Origin of the sequence: Natrinema versiforme, assembly GCF_005576615.1 — an archaeon.
Classification (GTDB): Archaea; Halobacteriota; Halobacteria; order Halobacteriales; family Natrialbaceae; genus Natrinema; species Natrinema versiforme_A.
The window spans coordinates 135,206-153,617 of record NZ_CP040332.1 but is presented as its reverse complement, the minus strand read 5'-3'; the positions used below and the strand labels follow the sequence as shown (position 1 = coordinate 153,617).

Genomic DNA, 18,412 nt, shown 5'->3' with positions numbered 1-18,412 from the left:
TATCGCCGTCCTTACCGCCGCGGGCGATCGGGGTTCGGACTGGCTAACTTTCAAAGTCCCCCGTCGCTAGTCGATATCGATGACAGTGTCCGGTACACTGTGGAAGTTGCTCCCGCGACCGATCCGCGAAACGCCCGCCGACCTCGTCGCCGTCGTCGGCGCGGTCGTCGCGACGAACGTGGCCGTCTTCGCGCCGATCGTCAGAGAGACCGCCCTCCGAATCCCGCTCGGGCTCGTCTTCGTACTGTTCGTTCCCGGATACGCGCTCGTCGCGGCGCTCTTTCCCGAAGCCGACGGTTCGGCGGGCCCTGATAGCACGACGGATGCCGCTGTGGACCGCGAGCAGTCTCGGACCACATCCCTGTCGACTGCGATCAGCGGCCCCGAACGCGCCGTCCTCTCGCTCGGCTCGAGCGTCGCGATCGTCTCACTGGCGGGGCTTGCGCTGAATTACACGCCGTGGGGAGTTCGTCTCGGCCCGGTACTGCTCGCCGTGAGCGCAGCGACGCTCGGTGCGACGGCGATCGCCGCGGCTCGTCGACGGGACCTCTCGCCGCGAAATCGGTTTCGAGTCCCGTATCGGCGGTGGACCGCGGCGAGTCGGACGGCACTACGGGGTCCCGATTCGAGAGCCGATGCGGCGGTGAACGTCTTGCTCGTCGTCACGGTCCTGTTCACCGTCGGCGGCGTCGGCTACGCGCTGGCAACGCCGTCGGGGGGCGAGCGCTTCTCCGAAGTGGCCGTCCTGACCGAAGACGACGGCGAACTCGTCGCCGGCGACTATCCCTCGACGATGGGTCTCAACGAGTCCCGAGAACTCGTTTTCGAGATCAACAACGACGAACGACGACCCGTCGACTACACCGTCGTCCTCGCCCAGCAGAATCTCGACGGCGACGGAAACGAAACGGTCGTCGAGCAACGTGAACTCACTCGGTTCGATGCCCAGCTCGATCACGGCCAGACGTGGCGCCACTCTCACAACATCACGCCGGCCGCGACCGGCGATACCGTCAGGTTCGTCTGGCTCGTGTATCTGGACGGTGACGTGCCGGCGGATCCGTCGCTCGAGAACGCCGAGTACTCGACGTCCCTGTGGATCGATGTCGATGACGAGGCGTCGTCGTCCGCCTAACGCAGGGCTTCGCTCGAGCAGCCTTGGTCCGTCCCGAACGGGAGTTCCCTACTATGTGACCGTCTCACGGGTACTCACGTCCGGTAGCCGAGTTCTTGTAACCGCTGTTCGACGACTTCGGAATCGCCTCGGTCGCGCGAATCGGGCGTCGAATCGGCGCAGTACTCCTTTCGGTCACCGTTTTCCCACACGAACCACGGAACCTTCACGGTCTCTTCCATGTACACTCCCTGCGGATGGCCCCACTCCCGAATCGGGATCGGAAACGATCGCTCGCCGATTGCGTTGCCGTGGTCGGCGGTGACGACCGTCTTTCCTCGCAGTTCGGCGAGTAACTCCTCGACGGACGGGAGCGTCAAGCGGAGGTTCTCGTCGTATAACGGCCGGATCTCTTCGGCGGAGAGATCCAGCTGACCGGTGAACACTTCGTTCCAGAACGCCGGCCGTTCGTCGTCGCTGTGAAGCTGTCGCTTATCGAACGACGTCTTCGAGCCGATAAACGGATAATGGGGCTGAATGAAGTGGACGAGGAGGCGCTTTTGTGGATACTCCTCGGCGGCGGAGAGGGCGTATTCCGCGACCGTCTCCGGAAGGACGGTTTTGTACTCGTCGTCCCACCCGTCGTCCTTCCAGACGTCGATCCGAGCGTGGAACTCCGCTTCCAGTTCGTCTCGATGCTGGTGAAACTGCGGGTTCGCAGTGACGTATACGGTATCGTCGAGGGTCTCGTTCGATACGTTCGCCCGGAGAAATTCGACGGTGCTCGAGCCACGCGAGTACCGAGAGTCGAGAGACCCGTCCCAGTCGACGTGTCGAGCGAACGTATCGTACCGGCAGCCGTCGAGGAGTATCAGGTTGTCCCAGTCTTCACCCAACACTGCGACGCCGTTCCGATAGTGGTCGTCCCCGTGAGCGAAGGAGTGATACAGCCGATTCAGGTATCTGGCAGCGTGCTCCGGCGACTCGAGAGCGCGCTGCAGCATCGTGAGCGGGCGCATACTTCCATACTGACCGAAACGAGCCAAAAAATCACAGGTCCGTCCGCCGAGTATTGCCCCCCTACGAACGACGCGAGAACGGACCATCGGGTCCCCGGCTCGAGGCGACCCGGTCGCCGAACCGAACACCGTCACTGACGCTCAGCCGGATCGACGAGCCAGAGTTCCGTCTCCCCGTTCTCGTAAACTTTGTTCGCCGCTCGATCGTCGGCTAACCGAGCGTGCTCGGAGTCGGTGTACGCGCGTTCGGACCCGTTGTACGGGGCTCGTCGGTCGTGTTCCGTCAGGAACAGGTACTGGGGATACGTCTCGAAGGCGTCCCCCGGACGGTCGCCGTCGTCACCGTACCCGAGCGACGGCGGCGGTTCCGTTTCGGGCCCGCCGCCTCGGAACGGCTGCACGTCTCGGTCGGTCGCGGTACGGTAGCCGAGCGAGTACCAGGCGATATCTCGAGACGTGCTATACGACGCGGTGTCGTACTTGCCCGTCGCCGTCTCGATGGTGTGTTCCGCTCCCGCTGCTTCGGAGTGGGTAAGGTGGTTGTGATCCGTGTAGAGACCGCCGACCGCGAGGAACGTGACAAGTAACACGAGGCAGACGCCGAGAGCGCCGACGCGTGCGAACCCGCGACGTTGTTCCCGCCCGTACCGCCGTGATACGAGAAGACCGACCGCGAGCGTCATCGCGAGTATCAGATACCGGAACCCGCGAATCGGGCTCATCGTGAAGTAAAAAACCAAGCCGATGGCGATCCCGCCGCCGGCGAACAACTGGACGGCGGCGTCCAGATCGCGTCGCGTCGCAGTCCGTTTCGCGACGGCGACGGTAACGGCGACGACGAACAGCCCCGAGAGGAGCGCGTAGACGGCTATCGAACCGTACAGCTCGAGGAATTGTACGACCAGTTCGGTCGGCTTCAGCCCCATCGCTTCGGCTTGCTGTGCCTCGGCCGCCGATTCCCGCGTGCGGAGTGCCGGAGCGATAAACTGGACCAGATTGGTCCCGAGCCGCTCGAACTGCGTGTACCACGTCGAAAACCCGACGAGAACGAAGAGGAATACCGTCGCGGTCCGTCGATCCGTCGTCGGAGTCGTGCGACGAACCACGCGTGTGAGTCGCGATGAGACCGTATACGCGAGGATGAGGACGGCGACTAACAGGGTCGTGATCGGGTGGAAAAAGAGAACGAACGAGGCGAAGACGAGCGAGAGGGCAGTGAATCGCCGCTGCTCTTTCCCACTGCGGTACGACTCCAGCAGATAGAGGAATACCGGAGCGACGAAAAACGAGAGGACGGACGGGTGGAGGCTCAGATGAAATCGTCCGAACAGCAACGGGAGCGCACAGCCGATCAGGACGATCGATTCCGTCGAGTCGGACGCGACGCGGGTGGCATAGAGCGATACGAAGCCGAGGTACATGCCGAAAAAGAGGAGCGGGACGAGATATCTGCCCTGCTCGAGGGGGATCCCGAACTGCTCGAGAACGGCGAGCAGGACGTGAATCACGGGATACCAGTTATCGGGGCTTATGAATCCGGTATTCACGATCGTTCGCGCTTCACCGAGATGAAACAGGACATCCGAGTTGCCGCGGCCGTAGAGCGCGTAGCCGCGGAACAGCGGCAAGCAGAACAGGAGGAGATACGACACGAAGAGCGGAATCAGGAACTTCCACCAGTAGCGTTTGCGCTCGGAGGTGGCGTCCACGAACAGCCCGAGCACCGAACTGACGGCGACGGCTCCGAAGAGTTCCATCGAGTACGCCGACGTGACTGACGGCTCGTACCCGGTTGCCGGTGGCGTCGAGAGGACGTGGATGACCGAGGCAACCGAGAGGACGAGCGAGAGGACGAGCAGGAGCCGCTGGAGCCGCCCCTCTCGAATCGCGCTATACCCGCGCATGGATCTCTCCGATCGCGTCCACGAGTTCCGTGGCGATCGCGTCTGCGGTGTTCTCCCGGCGAACGCGTTCGATCGACCGCGTGCCGATCCGTCTGCTCACGTCCGGCCGTTCGAAGAGGCGCTCGAGCGGCTCCCGTATCGAGCCCTCGGTAGACGGGTCGACCAGGAACCCGGTTTCACCGTGGTCGATCTGCATCGGCATCCCGTGGGCCGGGTTCGAGATAACCGGCAGGCCCGCCGCCTGCGCCTCCAGAACGACGTTCGGGTAGCCGTCGATGTACGAGACGTAGACGAACGCGTCCGCGAGCCCGTACAGCGCTTCGATATCGGCGACGTGGCCCGGCGTGTGAATCCGGTCTCTGACCGACGGAGACGACACCGCCTCGACGTACCGGACGAGCTCGTCGTAGTACAACCCGCCGCCCGCGATGATATATGCGGTGTCGGGGTTCTCCCGGAGGAGACCGGTTATTTCGTCGACGCAGTCTCGAGCGCCCAGAAACTTCCCCTGATATCGTAGATTCGTGACCGTGAGGGCGACGTTTTCGGCGTCGGGCGCACACGCTGCCGTTCGCTGCTCGCCGGGCTCGAACCGGTCGACCTCGATATGCGGTGGGACGACCTTGATCCGCGATCGCGGACACGAGGTCTTCTCGTGTGTTATCTCCCGTAACTCCTCGGAGACGACGATATACCCGTCTGCGAGGCGATACGTGATCGCGTTCAGCACCGCGAGACCGCAGAAACTGAGATAGCCGACATACTCCCGCCGCCGTAACTGCTCGCGTCGCTTCTCGGTGCGTTGTCGCCACAGATCCCCGCCGTGGCGGATCACGACGGGCGTATCGAAGACGATCCCGAGAAGGATCGCGACGAATCCGACGAGATCCGCTCCGTTCGCCAAGAGGGCGTCCGGCCGCTCGCGTTTGATCGTGCGAGCGCCCGTGACGAGCATCGTCCTGTACCGATCGAACCCGTTCCGGTCCGCGACGGAGATGTAGTCACAGCTCCCGCCGAGGGTTTCGAACGGTTGTCGGAACTTCTCAGCTCGGTGGGCCGTAAATCCCAATACGTTCATGTGTTTCGTTCCAGAGTCCGCGCCGGCTGTCGTCACGTCGAACCGCTCGCGTACGCCGAGAGACGAGACAATTCCGTTTAGTGTTTTCCCCGCATCGCCCGACGCGTACGAGTTACGGACACGGTTCGATTCCGGTAAGAATGGCTTTTCGTATCAGTAGTTATTGCTATCGACCATTTCCTTTATACTGGCATCGCGTTACGGCCGACAGCAAAATGCCATTCCTTCGAGACCCTGTTCGGGTACGTCCCGTCGACGTCGATAGAACGGGTGTCCGGTGAACGATGAAGCTCGGTCAAACCTCGCTCGTCTACTACGGGACGACGGTCGTGGCCACGGTAATCGGGTTCCTCTCGACGGTGTACTTCGCTCGAGTGCTCGGTGCGGAGAGATACGGTATCTACACGCTGGCGATAGCGGTCGTCCTCTGGTTGAAGATTGGGGGGCAGTTCGGGATCACGACTGCAGTCACGAAACGGCTGAGCGAGGGGGACGACCGGGGGGCGTTCGTCGTCGCCGGTGCGGTGATGCTCGCGATTCCGATCGCGGCGCTGTCCGCGGCGATATTCCTGTTCAGAGAGCATCTGAACGCGTACGTCGGCGTGCAGGCCGCGAGTCTGATCGCGTTGCTCTTTTTCGCCAGTCTGTTCTTCGAGTACGCTATCGCCGTGCTGAACGGCTACCGCCTCGTTCACGTCTCGGGATTCGTCTCCTTGGGTCGAAAACTCGGTCAGGCCCTGCTACAGATCGGGCTCGTCGCCGTCGGATACGGGTTGGCCGGTATGTTCGTCGGCTACGCGGTCGCCGGTCTCTGTGCCGGTGCGATCACGTTCGTTCTGTTCTCCGTCAACTACGGCGTGCCGAGGCGACGTCACTTCGCCAGCGTCTTCGACTTCGCCAAATTCTCGTGGTTCGGGTCGCTCCGGGCGCGCTCGTTCAGCAACGCCGATATCCTCGTCCTGGGTGCGTTCGTTCCGTCCGGACTGGTCGGCATTTATTCCGTAGCGTGGTCGATCGCCAAACTCCTCGATATCTTCGGCTCGTCGATCAGAGCTACGCTCTTCCCGGAAATGAGTAAACTCTCGGCCGAGGGCGAGACGGGGGCGATAACCGATCTGGTCAACGTCTCGATCGCGTATACGGGCCTCTTTCTGATCCCCGGACTCTGCGGGAGCGTCTTACTCGGTGATCGTATCCTGCGGATCTACGGTGAGGAGTTCGCCGCCGGAGCGACCGTCATGTGGATCCTCGTCGCGGCCGTTCTCGTGTACAGTTATCAGCGCCAACTGGTAAACGCCCTCAACGCCATCGATCGCCCGGATCTCTCGTTCCGAACGAACATCGTGTTCGTGGCGAGCAATATCGTCCTCAACGTCGTGTTGATCTCTCTCTACGGCTGGATCGGCGCCGCAGTCGCGACCGCGCTCTCGGCCGCGATCGGGTTCGCGTTGGCGGCGCATTACCTCAACGCGGAACTCCCGCTGACGATCCCGGGACGGGAAATAGCGTATCAGTGGCTGTCCGCCGGCGTGATGTCCGCCGTTGTCTACGCGGGACTCCGTCTCGAGACGAGTCGCGGCCCGCTGCTCAACGAATACGTGTCCCTCGCCGTCCTCGTCGCCGTCGGTGCCGGGGTGTATTTCCTCTGTCTGTTCGTTCAATCGTCCCGGTTTCGCTCGACCGTGCGGCGGAACGTTCCGCTGGACGCGTCCGGCATTCCGCTCTAAGACCGGTTTCCCTGTATCCGTGTCGCAACCGTCGGCCGAGTAGTCAGTCAGATACCGACACAGTCGATCTCCAATAGCGATAAGGGACAGGTTTCACCGAAACCTTCGTTACGGAGTGGATGATACGGGGCGACGATGTCATCCAGCCGTACGCTCGAGCGGGCCCTCGAGTCGCTCGATGTCGAGAACGTCTTCGTCTACGTCGGCGACGCCGTGCGATGGGACGCCGTGCCCGATCGGGTGACCGACCGGGCGGCCACGGTGCGATCGGTGAGCGCCTCGACGCACAGTCCGAGTTCGTTCGCCTCGCTCGCGACCGGTCGCTACCCGACGACTCACGGGGTCGTAACGTTCAATCACCGACTGTCGGCCGACGCCTTCCGACTGTTCGACGTGCCGGGACACGAAACGCGGTTCGTCAACTCGATCTTCGCGTACGCCGAACGGGAACACGGCAACGCCGTCGACCCGATCCATACCGTCCTCGGCGTCGAGCCGCCGGCCGTCGACGACCCGCTCGAGGGCCTCGAGTCGCCGTTCGTCGCGATGGAGCGGGGGCCGGGCGGCCACGCGCCGTACGGCGACTTCTCGGGGACCGCATCGGACTACTTCCGGCGGCGGCGAGCGGCCGACACGGCGACGCTTCAGGAGGAGTATCGGCGGAGCGTCGAACTGGACGTGGAACGCTTCTTCGAACGGTTGGATCGCCTCGAGGAGACGGGGCGTCTCGAGGACACGCTCGTCATCTACACCTCGGACCACGGCGAGTTGCTCGGCGAAGGCGGCGAACTCGGGCACAGCTCGCCGATGCGGCCCGAACTCGTCTACGTGCCGATGGCGCTGTTCCACCCGGAGCTGCCGACGGCCGCGGTCGACGACGCCGTGTTCCATCACGCCGACCTGCTCCCGACGGTCCTCGACGTGCTCGGCGTCGAGGAGCCGAACGACCGGACGCAGTTCGACGGCCGATCGGCGGCGCGGTCGCTCACGGACGAGCCCCGACCCTGCACATACGAGAACCGGGTGCTGCCGTCGTCGCTGCCGGTCGGCTCCGGCTCGCTCCACTACGAGGGTCTCTGGGACGCCGACGGGGGTTACGCGTTCGCCCGGACGTCGCTTCCCGAACGGCTGCTCGTCCTCGCCGGGAAGACGGTCGCGAGCGCGAAGCGGGGGTACGTCCGCCGGAACCTCCCGACTGCGGTCGGCGCGTACGCCGACAGCGCCTCGAGTCGCTACGGCGAGCCGTCGTTTTCCGAACGCGAAGCGGAGCAACGGCTCGAGCGGCTGGCGGAAGGTGCCGTCGCCGGTGAACAGGTGTCGCTCTCGGACGGGGCCGAGCAGCGCCTTCGCGATCTCGGATACACGTAAGCCGCCCGCCTCGAGTCGGCATAGCGTCGCCTTACGGCTGTCTCCCGCGGCGTCGGCTGAGCGTAGGTACCGAGTTCGCTCGCGGTCCGTCGGTACGTTTTATGCGGGTTCGGATCGAACGCACCGATCACGAATGCGGGTTCTCAATAGCCTCGCCGACCCCCGCGTGGGCGGTCCCCAGCGCCGATCGCTGGCCGTCGCGGAGGGGCTGCGCGACCGCGGCATCGAGACGGTGTTTCACCTGCCGGACGGTGACGACGCGTTCGAGCGACTGGCTGCCGACCGCGGGTTCGAGGTCGTCCGGCCCGGGCCGCCGCAGTTACGGCCGCCCCGGAACGTGCTCGCGAACGCGCGCTTTGCCGCCCGACTGCTCCCGTCGATCGCCCGGCTCGCGGCGACGATCGAGCGCCGGGACATCGACGTGGTCCACGCGAGCATGACGCTCTCGTTCCCGGCCGCGGTCGCCGCCCGGCGTACGGACACGCCGCTGGCCTGGTTCTTCAACGATACCGGGACCCCGCGGCCGCTCGCCCGCGGGATGGCCCGCCTCGCTCGAGCCACCGCGGACGAGATCGCGCTCGCCGCGGACGCGGTCGGCGACTACTTCTTCGACGGGTCGGTCCGGACGCGGACGGTGTACCCGCCGGTCGACGTGGCCGAGTTCGATCCGACGACGGTGGCGGCCGGCGAGCAGTCGCTCCGCGAGGAACTGGGAGTCGCCGAGGGCGTGCCGATCGTCGGCACCGTCGGCAACATCAACCCCGTCAAGGGCCACGAGTACTTGCTTCGGGCGATCGCACGCGTCCACGATCGAATCGGCTCAGTCGTCGTGCCCGTCGCCGGGAAGATACTCGAGTCGCGACGGGGGTACGCCGAGCGATTGGGGCGGCTCCGGTCCCGGCTGGACCTCGAGGAGACCGTGCGATTCCTCGGGCACCGATCGGACGTGCCGCGGCTCCTCTCGTCGTTCGACGTGTTCGTCCTGCCCTCGGTGACGGAGGCGTGTCCGATCGCCGTACTGGAGGCCATGGCGATGGAATCGGGAATCGTCGCGACGCGCGTCGGCGGCGTCCCGGAGCAACTCGAGGACGGCACGCACGGCTGGGTCGTTCCTCCGGCCGACCCGGCGGCCCTCGCGGACGCGATCTGCGACGCGCTCGACTCCCCCGCGGAGCGGCGTCGACGGGGTGTGGCGGCTCGAGACCGCGCCGAAACGCTGTTTTCGGTGGATCACTGTGTCGACCGCCACCGCGAGCTGTACGTGGCGGCCCGCGGGAGCGAGGCTGCGCCCGCGGTCACTCGAGCGGGAGGGACTCGGTAGGGACGCCCAATAGAGTGGCAGTGAGACGAAGCGTCTCGTTACGCACTGAGGATTCTTTACCGTCGATGTGATACCGCGACAACACATGGCTGCCCCCAGAATCGCGTTCGTGCTGGGAACGCGTCCGGAGATCATCAAGCTCTCGCCGCTCATTCGGGCGTGTGACGATCGGGACGTTCCGTACGTCGTCGTCCACACCGGACAACACTACTCGGACTCGCTCGATACCGTCTTCTTCGAGCAACTCGAGTTACCGACGCCGACGCACAACCTCGAGGTCGGCTCGGACGATCACGGCGCACAGACGGCCGAGATGATCCGCGGTATCGAATCGATCCTCACCGAGACGCGACCGGATCACGTGATCGTCCACGGCGACACGAACTCGGCGCTGGCCGGTGCGATCGCGACGAGCAAACTCGAGCCCTCGCTCGCCCACGTCGAGGCGGGGCTGCGGAGCTTCGACCGGAGCATGCCCGAGGAGATTAACCGAGTGCTGGCCGATCACGTGTCGAACTACCGCTTCGCGCCGACCGACGAGTCGGCCCGGCTGCTCGCGGCGGAGGGGATCGACGACGAGCGGGTCGTCGTCACCGGAAACACGATCGTCGACGCCGTCTCGCAGCACCGCGACCTCGCGGCCCGGAAGAGCACGGTCCTCGAGGACCGCGACCTCGAGTCCGGCGAGTTCTACCTGCTTACCGCCCACCGGGCGGAGAACGTCGACGATCCCGACCGCTTCGGAGGCATCCTCGCGGGCGTCGGCGAGTTCGCAGAGCGGACTGACCGCGAGGTCGTCTACCCGATCCATCCGCGAGCGCGAGAGAATCTCGAGGACCTCGACCGGTCGGTCCCCGACTCGATCCGGCTCGTTCCCCCGCTCGATTTCCTCGACTTCCTGACCCTCGAGGACCACGCGCGGCTCGCGATTACGGACTCCGGCGGCGTCCAGGAGGAGACGTGTATCCTGGAAACGCCGTGTCTCACGGTTCGGGACAACACCGAACGGCCGGAGACGATCGACATTGGCGCGAACCGCCTGGTCGGTACCGACCGGACGGCGATCGTCGAGGGAGCCGAGGCGATGGTCGATCGCGACGGGGAGTGGCCGAACCCGTTCGGGGACGGCACCGCCGCGGACCGGATTTTGGACGCCCTACTCTGACATATCGGCCCGTTTCGCCGCTCCAACCGCCGCAAGGTAATTACCACTGCTTGTAGAGCGTGGGAACATGGCATCAGTGCTCGTCATCGGAGGACTGGGAGCGATCGGTGCACCGTTGACAGACGAACTCGAAGGACGCGATCACGACGTCTGGGTGGCCGACCTCCCGTGGAACGAACGCGACCGATACTACCGCTGTGACGTCAGCGAGTACCGCCAACTCGAGCGGGTCTTCGAGGACCGCGAGTTCGACTACGTCTACCACCTCGGCGCGGAGTTCGGCCGGAAGAACGGCGAGGACTTCTACGAGACCATGTGGCAGTCGAACGCGGTCGGGACGAAGAACGTGTGCCGGTTGCAGGCCGAGCACGACTTCCGACTGGTCTTCTCCTCGAGCAGCGAGGTGTACGGCGATTACGACGACGTGATGGAAGAATCCGTGCCGCTCGAGGAGGGACCGCGCCAGCTGAACGACTACGCGATTTCGAAGTGGGTCAACGAGCAACAGATTATGAACGCGGCCGACCGGCACGGGACCGAGTCCGTCCGGGTCCGATTTTTCAACACGTACGGGCCGGGCGAGAAGTACAGCGAGTACCGGAGCGTCGTCTGCAAGTTCTGCTACCGGGCGCTGCACGACCTGCCGTACCACGTCTACGAGGACCACCACCGTTCGTTCACGTACATCGACGACACCGTACGCACGCTCGCGAACGTCATCGACTCGTTCCACCCCGGAGAGGTGTACAACATCGCCGGCGAGGAGTACTACAATATCAAGGAACTCTCGGACATGGTGCTCGGCTACCTCGGCAAGAACGACGAGCAGGTCGAGTATCGGGGAACCGAGACCCACAACACACTCAACAAGAAAGCCAGCGTCGAGAAGGCGAAACGCGACCTCGATCACGAACAGCGCGTCTCCCTCGAGGAGGGCATTCCGCGGACGATCGACTGGATGCGTGAGTACTATGACCTCGAGTGAGCCGCGATCCGAGCGGCCGCGCGGACCGGCGCGGTCCGCAGACAGTGGCAGTGATGGAGACCGTGACAATCTCGGCAACCGCGACGCCCGCACCGGCAGCGACGATCCGGCGCTCGAGCCGATCGAGGACGTGGTCGTCGTCGGCACCGGGTTCGTCGGGCTGCCGCTGGCGCTGTTGCTCGCGAACAACGGCAAGCGAGTCGTCGGCGTCGACATCGACGGGGGCCTCGTCCGGGAGATCAACGACAGGACCCTGAACCTCGACGAGGACGAACTGCAAGCGCTGCTGGCGACCGACGCGGTCGAGCGAAACCTCGAGGCGCGGACCGAACCGACCGACGGCGACGCGTTCGTCATCTCGGTCCCGACGCCGCTGACCGAGCCGAACAAGAGCCCGGACCTCTCGGCGCTCGAGGCGGCCCTCGAGTCGATTCTGCCGTATCTCGAGCCGGGCGACATCGTCAACGTGGAGTCAACGGTGCCGCCGCTGACCTGCGAGGAGACGGTCGTGCCTGTCCTCGAGGACGCCGGGCTCGAGCCGGGCGAGGACATCCAGCTCGCGCACTCGCCGGAGCGGATCCTCCCGGGAAACGTCTTCGACGAACTCGTCACCAACGACCGCATCATCGGCGGGATCGACGAGCGGAGCCGGCGACGCGCCGCGGCGATCTACGAGCCGTTCCTCGAGGGTGACGTCTACTACACCGACCTGCTGTCGGCCGAGCTCTGCAAGCTCATGGAGAACACGTACCGGGACGTCAACGTCGCGCTCGCGAACGAGTTCGCCCTGATCGGGGAGGAACTCGATGTCGCCATGAGCGAGGTGATCGACCTCGCGAACAACCACCCGCGGGTCGACATCCTTCGGCCGGGGATCGGCGTCGGCGGTCACTGCCTCCCGATCGATCCGTGGTTCCTGAACGAGGTCGATCCGGAGCACACGAACCTCATCACGACCGCGCGCCGGATCAACGACAAGATGCCGGCCGTCGCTGCACGCAAGATCCGCCGGACGCTCGCCCCGCTCGCGGACCCGACGGTCGTCGCGCTCGGGGCCGCGTACAAACCGGGCGTCGACGACCGCCGGAACAGCCCCGCATCGCAGATCGTGACTGACGTCCGCGAGGACGGCTACCGCGTTCGCCACTACGACCGCCACGTCGACGCGCTGGCCTACGACGAGTTGCGCTCGGTCCTCGAGCGCGAGTCGCCCGACGTGGTCGTCCAACTGGTCCCCCACGAGGAGACGGTGGCCGCCCTCGAGGAGCACCGCTCGTGGTTCGACGATGCGGGCATCGAACTGCTCCAGTTCGGCGTCGAGAACCCAATCGAACCCTGATTCACTACGCATGTCAGCATCGACAGCATCCTCGAGTCGGAGCCGCGCCCGCGACGAGAGCGCTTCGGACGCCGAGGGCGATACCGACGAGTCGTCCGTCTTGGTCGTCTCGCAACTGTTCCCGCCGGAGTCGATGGCCGGCGCACACCGGTGGGAGAAGCTCCTCCGGAACACGCCCGAGACCGTCGAATCCCGCGTCGTCTGTCCCCAGCCGTCCGTCCCCGTCGGGGAGTTCGAGCGCCGCTACCGCCCGTGGTCGACCGATCGGATCGGCGGCGTTCCCGTCACGCGGCTGTTCACCTATCAGCCCGTCGACGACCGGACGAACCTCGAGCGGATCCTGAACCACGTTATCTTCGCGGTGCTCGCGACCGTCTACGTGCTCGTCCATGGCCGCAAGTACGACTGCGTGGTCGTCCAGATCGGCCCGCACACGACGCTCGTGCCCGGCCTCGCGGCGCTGGCGACCGGGCGCGGGCTCGTCGTCGATGTCTACGACCGCTGGCTCGAGAACGCGGTCGATTTCGGGTTCACCGACGAACGGTCGCTCGCCTACCGGCTGCTGCGGTGGATGGAGCGGGTCGCGATCGAGCGCTGCGACCGGCTCATCGCCCTCACGCCGACAATGGCAGCACAGTACCAAGCGGAGTACGATATCGACAAGGAGCGGATCGAGACGGTCCCGTTCGGCGTCGACGACGACCTGTTCGACCCATCGATCGCGACCGACGAGGAGCCGCGGATCATCTACACGGGGAAGTTAGGCGAGGGGCAGGCCTTCGAGCCGTTCCTGCGCGGGTTTCGACGCGCCGAGATCGAGCACGACCTCGTCGTCTACGGCTTCGGCGAACGCCGGGCGGAACTCGAGGCGCTCAGCTCGCGGTTGGCTATCGACGACCGCGTCCGGATCAACGGGCCGGTTCCTCGCGAGGAGATTCCGGCGCTGGTCGCGTCGTCGGCGATCAGTCTGGTGCCGCTGAAGACCGAGCACGCGCTCGATTACGCGCGCCCGACGAAGTTCCTCGAGACGATGGCCGTCGGAACGCCCTACGTCGCGAGCGCCGTCGCGGAGATCGAGTCCGTCACTGAGGAATCCGGTGCCGGGCTCGCCGTCGAGAATGATCCGGACGCCGTCGCGACGGCGCTGCGCGAACTCGCCGCCGACCCGGACCGCCGCCGCTCGATGGGCGAACGGGGCGTCGCGTTCGTCGACCGACAGCATCGGTGGGACGAACTCGGCGACCGGGTCGGCGACCTCCTCGCGGACGTCGCTCGCGAGCGCGAGGTCGCGGGGTCCGGGCTCCGCGCCCGGTTCGGTCGGCTCGCAACGGCGGCCGGCTTCCGTCGGTAACCGGCCCGGATTCGAACTTCGTGTTCTGTAGCGACGATTGATCTGACCCGGACGAGAAGACCTCGGAACACAGATATCGACGACCCGCCTCGCTGTACCGCTCGTTCTCTCTGGCACTCGCTACGACACTCCGCTGATGGGGGCGGTCAGCGACGACTCCGCTCGAGAAGAGGTGGCAGCGACCGTTCGGTTCTCACTCGAGAACGAACAGCTGTGGAATACGCGGCCGAAAACGAGCGGCATCGACTGCCGTCGGCGATCGTTTCTCCGAAGCAATCGGTTACTCGCCGCTGCGCGTGGCGACGACGGCGAGCGTGCTCTTCCCGACGCGGTCGGGCAGGAGGCGCTCGCACAGCCAGCCGCCGGCCTGCAGCGGGTCCTCGAGTGTGAGCCGACAGTCGCCGACATACGTGATCTCGGTCGGCTCGAAGCCGTATCGCTCGAGGAGTTGGGTCAGCGTGGTCGCGTCGAACCAGCACGTGTGATCAGTGTTGACGAACTCCTGGTCCAGCAGGCGCAGCGCGGTCCAGTGGACCGCCGTCGCGTTCGGCGTCGTAATGACGAGCCTGCCGCTCTCGGCGAGGTGGTCGTCGATCGATCGCAACAGCCCGTCGAAGTCGACGAGGTGCTCGATCAGTTCGCCGATGACGATCACGTCGAACGTCTCCTCGAGCGCGAGCGCCTGTGCGTCGCCGTGAGCGACGTCGTAGCCGGCGTCGTCGAGCGCTTCGAGTTCGTCCTCGAGGATGTCGACGCCGACCGCGTCGTCGGCCGTCCGAACGACGAGTTCGTGTAACCACGGCTCGTCGTGGCGTTTGTCGGAGTCGTGTGCGACACAGCCGATGTCGAGGACGGACGCGTCCCTGACGTGGGCTTCGATACAGCGTTCGAACGTCTTTTCCACGTTTCGTTTGCGCGTTTCGTTTACTCTCATGGTAGCCGTAGGGGTGTTCGCTGCGGCCGCGGGCGCTGGGCCGGTACCCGCCGGTCGAGACCGGCGGCGCAGTGGGGCGTCATCGCAGCCACGCGACGACGATGATGCGCGTCAGGCCGACCGCAAAGCCCAGCTTGGGTTTCTTCGTGTCGCCGTCTTTCCGATCCTCGATCCGGATCGGGATCTCCTCGAGTCGGAGGCCGTTCTTCCGCGCTTCGATGATCAGTTCGGGCGCGTTGAACCGCTCCTCCGTCAGCGTGAGTCGCTCGAGCATCGAGCCGCGGATCGCACGGTAGCCGTTCGTACAGTCGGTAATCGCGGTGTTCATCAGGACGTTGATCACGCCGGTGAAAAACCGGATGCCGGTCCGACGGACGACGCCGTTCCCGGAGCGATCGACGCCGAGATACCGCGACCCCATGACGTAATCGGCCTCGTCGTCGACGATCGGTGCGACGAGTCGCTCGAGTTCGTCCGGCGGGTGTTGTCCGTCGCCGTCGAGGGTGACGACGATGGCCGCCTCGTTCTCGAGCGCGATCTCGAACCCCGTTTTCAGGGCGCCGCCCTGCCCCTGATTGATCGGGTGTTCGACGACCATCGCGCCGTTTTCAGCGGCGTTGGTGGCGGTCTCGTCGGCGGAGCCGTCCGACACGACCAGCGGCTGGACCTCGTAGCCGCGGACCGAGTCCGGCAGCGACGAAACGACGGTGCTGATGGTGTCGCCCTCGTTGTACGCGGGGATCACGACGAACACCGTTTCGACGCCGCCGTCGGTCGCCGGGGCCTGATCGACGGACAGCGATCGCGTCAGCGCCGACACCTCGTCGCTGGCGCGTCGGGCGAGATTCAACACGTGGAAGACGACCCCGAGCAGGACGACGTTCGCGAGCAGCGAGACGACGATGTATCGACGCTCGATGTCGAGGACGCCCCCGATGGCGTCGAACGCCTCGGGGACGAACACGAACGATAGCACGCCGCTTGCAAGCGCGACTGCGATCAGGAGGTCGCTCCGCTCGAATCGGCGGCGGTACCGATCGAATCCCCAGTAGAGGATCCCGACGGCGAGGACGAGTAACGCCGTGTCGAGCGGGTCGGGGGGAACCGGGATCATGGGGCCTGTCTGAGCTGCTTTCGGATCGTGTCTTCGACCGTGTGCGTCGGGTCCCAGCCGAGGACGTCGTGGGTCCGCGTCGTCTCCACGGGGAAGGCGTCGACGAGGGTCTCGTTGTCCCGGGGGTTGTCGACCAGTTCGGTCTCGATCTCGATGCCCCGTTCTTCCGCGACGCACTCGCGAACGATCTCGGCGATCTCACCGATGCTGGGGTCCTCGTCGCTGGCGATCGCGAACGAATCGACGCCGGTCGCGTCGTCGTCCAGTTGCTCGACGAGGACATCGGCGCTGTTGAGATAGGACCTGGCGACGTCTTTGACGTGGACGAAGTTCCGCGACTGCGTGCCCGGCTCGTAGACCGGCAGCGGCTCGGCCGCGAGCGCTCGGTCGACGAAGAAGTTGAGCACCGTTCCCTTCGTGACCACCCGGTCGTCGACCGTGTGATCCCCGTACAGGTTCGACTTGAGGAACTTGTGGGCCGGAAACGAGTCGACGGCGAGTTCCTCGATGAGCCGCTCGCCCACGACCTTGGTTCGGCCGTACCAGTTCAGCGGATCTCGCGGATGAGTGGCCCTGATCGGGAACTTGCGGGGGTCGCCGACGACCGCCATGCTCGCCGGGAAGATCAGTCCGGCACCGCTCTGTCTGCAGAACCGGGCGACGTTGCCCGTCCCGGTCACGTTCACCTCGTAGGCGAGTTCGGGGTTCGATGCGCAGTCCTCGACGCCGCTGATCGCGGCGAGGTGCATCACGATGTCGGCCCCCTCGAGCGCGCTCCACAACCGGTCGCGGTGTCGAATGTCGACGTGTTCGACGGCGACATCGTCGATCCGCTCGAGCGAGCCGCGATAGAAGTTGTCGATCGCCGTGATCGACCACTCGGGTCGTTCGGATCGGAGCTGTGCGACGACGCGGCTGCCGATATATCCCGCCGCGCCGGTGACCGCGACGTGTACCGGGTCCGACTCGACGCCGGTCGGTTCGGTGACGGCCGCGCTCATCGGTACTCACCGTCCGAGACCGGTTGCCGCGGCGACGCCGCCACTGCCCGTCCGGGCTCCCTCGATCGGGAGAACTGGTCGGCCAGCGAACGGACGCCCTCTCGAAGCGTCCACTCGGGTTCGAATCCGGTCTCTGCGAGCCGGTCGAACTCGACGTGGTAGGACGGCCCCGGCTGTTCGTCCTCGAGGTAGACGATCTCGAGGTCGCAGCCGAGTTCCTGCCTGACGATGCGGGCGATATCCTCGATACGGAAGTTCTGATCGGTGCGTCCGACGTTGTACAGGTCTCGTGGCCATCGCTCGGGGAACACCGCCGCGTGTTCGTACGCCCGGGCTGCGTCTTGGACGTGGATGAACGGCCGCCAGTTCTCGCCGTCGCCGTAGATCGTCAGCGGCCGGTCGGTTAGGCCACGGAAGACGAAGTGATTGACGACGAGGTTGAACCGAATGCCGGGCGCGTAGCCGTAGTTCGTACTCATTCGCAGCGACGTCGCGGAGAAGCCGTGCTCGGCCGCCGCCTCGCGGACCACGCGTTCGGCCTCGACTTTCGCCTCGGCGTAGGGATTGAGCGGGGCCGGCGTCGTCGTCTCGTCGAGGTTCGTACTCGCCGCGCGGCCGTAGCTGTTACACGAGGAGGCGAACACGACCGAGTCGACGCCCGCCGCACCGGCCGCCGCCGCGACGGTCTCGGTGCCGCCGACGATAACGTCACGCGTCTCCTCGGGCCGGTCGTGCGTGCTCGCAGCGCCGGTGATCGACGCGAGGTGAATCACGCGGTCGACGCCGCACATTGCGCTCTCGACATCGTCTCCGTCCCGAACGTCGCCGCGCCGGAACTCGAGGCCGTCGACCGCGCCCAGCAGGGAGCGCGGTGATCCGGTCGCGAGCGAGTCGAGAACGACGACGTCGGAGACCGCCTCGTTCTCCGAGAGGCGACGGACGAGCGCGCTGCCGATGTACCCACAGCCGCCGGTGACCAGTACCCGCACGGG

The 18,412-nt window shown here is 65.5% G+C and carries 15 protein-coding genes; 8 read left to right on the top strand and 7 right to left on the bottom strand.

The features are described from left to right. Positions 1-79: 79 nt before the first annotated feature. The gene (locus FEJ81_RS21695; RefSeq protein WP_138247293.1) at positions 80-1,135 is read left to right on the top strand and encodes a DUF1616 domain-containing protein; all 1,056 of its coding nucleotides are present in this window, start codon (positions 80-82) and stop codon (positions 1,133-1,135) included. A 74-nt stretch (positions 1,136-1,209) separates the two neighbouring features. Here the strand turns inward: FEJ81_RS21695 and FEJ81_RS21690 are convergent, their stop codons facing one another. From FEJ81_RS21690 to FEJ81_RS21680, 3 genes are all read right to left on the bottom strand, one after another. Next, a complete protein-coding gene (locus tag FEJ81_RS21690) occupies positions 1,210-2,133 on the bottom strand; it encodes an alkaline phosphatase family protein (protein WP_138247292.1) in 924 nt (307 codons plus the stop codon). Positions 2,134-2,264: 131 nt separating this feature from the next. Next, the gene (locus FEJ81_RS21685; RefSeq protein ID WP_138247291.1) at positions 2,265-4,037 is read right to left on the bottom strand and encodes a hypothetical protein; all 1,773 of its coding nucleotides are present in this window, start codon (positions 4,035-4,037) and stop codon (positions 2,265-2,267) included. After that, positions 4,024-5,115 carry a glycosyltransferase family 4 protein gene (locus FEJ81_RS21680; RefSeq protein ID WP_138247290.1) on the bottom strand — a complete coding sequence of 364 codons (1,092 nt, stop codon included), beginning with the start codon at positions 5,113-5,115 and terminating at the stop codon, positions 4,024-4,026. The genes FEJ81_RS21685 and FEJ81_RS21680 overlap by 14 nt, the downstream gene beginning before the upstream one ends. 284 nt (positions 5,116-5,399) lie before the next feature. Here FEJ81_RS21680 and FEJ81_RS21675 point away from each other — a divergent pair, with 284 nt between their 5' ends. From FEJ81_RS21675 to FEJ81_RS21645, 7 genes are all read left to right on the top strand, one after another. Then, the gene (locus FEJ81_RS21675; protein ID WP_138247289.1) at positions 5,400-6,842 is read left to right on the top strand and encodes an oligosaccharide flippase family protein; all 1,443 of its coding nucleotides are present in this window, start codon (positions 5,400-5,402) and stop codon (positions 6,840-6,842) included. 135 nt (positions 6,843-6,977) lie between these two features. Beyond that, on the top strand, positions 6,978-8,210 hold the full coding sequence (locus FEJ81_RS21670; protein ID WP_138247288.1) for a sulfatase-like hydrolase/transferase: 1,233 nt from the start codon (positions 6,978-6,980) through the stop codon (positions 8,208-8,210). A 133-nt stretch (positions 8,211-8,343) separates the two neighbouring features. Next, positions 8,344-9,531 carry a glycosyltransferase family 4 protein gene (locus FEJ81_RS21665; protein WP_138247287.1) on the top strand — a complete coding sequence of 396 codons (1,188 nt, stop codon included), beginning with the start codon at positions 8,344-8,346 and terminating at the stop codon, positions 9,529-9,531. Between the two features lie 85 nt (positions 9,532-9,616). Next, positions 9,617-10,696 carry a non-hydrolyzing UDP-N-acetylglucosamine 2-epimerase gene (gene wecB / locus FEJ81_RS21660; RefSeq protein ID WP_138247286.1) on the top strand — a complete coding sequence of 360 codons (1,080 nt, stop codon included), beginning with the start codon at positions 9,617-9,619 and terminating at the stop codon, positions 10,694-10,696. Positions 10,697-10,763: 67 nt separating this feature from the next. After that, positions 10,764-11,681, top strand: coding sequence for an NAD-dependent epimerase/dehydratase family protein (locus FEJ81_RS21655; RefSeq protein WP_138247285.1), 918 nt, complete (start codon positions 10,764-10,766; stop codon positions 11,679-11,681). Then, positions 11,668-13,020: a nucleotide sugar dehydrogenase gene (locus FEJ81_RS21650; protein ID WP_138247284.1), complete on the top strand. Its 1,353-nt coding sequence runs from the start codon at positions 11,668-11,670 to the stop codon at positions 13,018-13,020. The genes FEJ81_RS21655 and FEJ81_RS21650 overlap by 14 nt, the downstream gene beginning before the upstream one ends. A 10-nt stretch (positions 13,021-13,030) precedes the next feature. Then, positions 13,031-14,371, top strand: a complete 1,341-nt coding sequence (locus FEJ81_RS21645; protein ID WP_138247283.1) for a glycosyltransferase family 4 protein — start codon at positions 13,031-13,033, stop codon at positions 14,369-14,371. 280 nt (positions 14,372-14,651) lie between these two features. On the opposite strand, the gene FEJ81_RS21640 is transcribed toward FEJ81_RS21645, so the two are convergent. The 4 genes from FEJ81_RS21640 to FEJ81_RS21625 all read right to left on the bottom strand — a co-directional run bounded on the left by FEJ81_RS21640 (position 14,652) and on the right by FEJ81_RS21625 (position 18,409). Beyond that, positions 14,652-15,275: a class I SAM-dependent methyltransferase gene (locus FEJ81_RS21640; protein WP_229504852.1), complete on the bottom strand. Its 624-nt coding sequence runs from the start codon at positions 15,273-15,275 to the stop codon at positions 14,652-14,654. Positions 15,276-15,384: 109 nt separating this feature from the next. Next, on the bottom strand, positions 15,385-16,419 hold the full coding sequence (locus tag FEJ81_RS21635) for a DUF2304 family protein (protein ID WP_138247281.1): 1,035 nt from the start codon (positions 16,417-16,419) through the stop codon (positions 15,385-15,387). Then, the gene (locus FEJ81_RS21630; RefSeq protein ID WP_138247280.1) at positions 16,416-17,420 is read right to left on the bottom strand and encodes an NAD-dependent epimerase/dehydratase family protein; all 1,005 of its coding nucleotides are present in this window, start codon (positions 17,418-17,420) and stop codon (positions 16,416-16,418) included. The genes FEJ81_RS21635 and FEJ81_RS21630 overlap by 4 nt, the downstream gene beginning before the upstream one ends. After that, positions 17,417-18,409 (bottom strand): NAD-dependent epimerase/dehydratase family protein, encoded by a 993-nt coding sequence (locus FEJ81_RS21625; RefSeq protein ID WP_138247279.1) that lies wholly within the window; start codon positions 18,407-18,409, stop codon positions 17,417-17,419. The genes FEJ81_RS21630 and FEJ81_RS21625 overlap by 4 nt, the downstream gene beginning before the upstream one ends. Between the last annotated feature and the right edge of the window lie 3 nt (positions 18,410-18,412).

What these genes read in the sequence shown, in the direction of transcription:
- FEJ81_RS21670 (WP_138247288.1), top strand. Translation starts at nt 6,978, where the DNA reads ATGTCATCCAGCCGTACGCTCGAGCGGGCCCTCGAGTCGCTCGATGTC.
- FEJ81_RS21690 (WP_138247292.1), bottom strand. Translation starts at nt 2,133, where the DNA reads ATGCGCCCGCTCACGATGCTGCAGCGCGCTCTCGAGTCGCCGGAGCAC.
- FEJ81_RS21695 (WP_138247293.1), top strand. Translation starts at nt 80, where the DNA reads ATGACAGTGTCCGGTACACTGTGGAAGTTGCTCCCGCGACCGATCCGC.
- FEJ81_RS21650 (WP_138247284.1), top strand. Translation starts at nt 11,668, where the DNA reads ATGACCTCGAGTGAGCCGCGATCCGAGCGGCCGCGCGGACCGGCGCGG.
- FEJ81_RS21665 (WP_138247287.1), top strand. Translation starts at nt 8,344, where the DNA reads ATGCGGGTTCTCAATAGCCTCGCCGACCCCCGCGTGGGCGGTCCCCAG.
- FEJ81_RS21655 (WP_138247285.1), top strand. Translation starts at nt 10,764, where the DNA reads ATGGCATCAGTGCTCGTCATCGGAGGACTGGGAGCGATCGGTGCACCG.
- FEJ81_RS21675 (WP_138247289.1), top strand. Translation starts at nt 5,400, where the DNA reads ATGAAGCTCGGTCAAACCTCGCTCGTCTACTACGGGACGACGGTCGTG.
- FEJ81_RS21630 (WP_138247280.1), bottom strand. Translation starts at nt 17,420, where the DNA reads ATGAGCGCGGCCGTCACCGAACCGACCGGCGTCGAGTCGGACCCGGTA.
- FEJ81_RS21685 (WP_138247291.1), bottom strand. Translation starts at nt 4,037, where the DNA reads ATGCGCGGGTATAGCGCGATTCGAGAGGGGCGGCTCCAGCGGCTCCTG.
- FEJ81_RS21645 (WP_138247283.1), top strand. Translation starts at nt 13,031, where the DNA reads ATGTCAGCATCGACAGCATCCTCGAGTCGGAGCCGCGCCCGCGACGAG.
- FEJ81_RS21680 (WP_138247290.1), bottom strand. Translation starts at nt 5,115, where the DNA reads ATGAACGTATTGGGATTTACGGCCCACCGAGCTGAGAAGTTCCGACAA.
- wecB (WP_138247286.1), top strand. Translation starts at nt 9,617, where the DNA reads ATGGCTGCCCCCAGAATCGCGTTCGTGCTGGGAACGCGTCCGGAGATC.
- FEJ81_RS21635 (WP_138247281.1), bottom strand. Translation starts at nt 16,419, where the DNA reads ATGATCCCGGTTCCCCCCGACCCGCTCGACACGGCGTTACTCGTCCTC.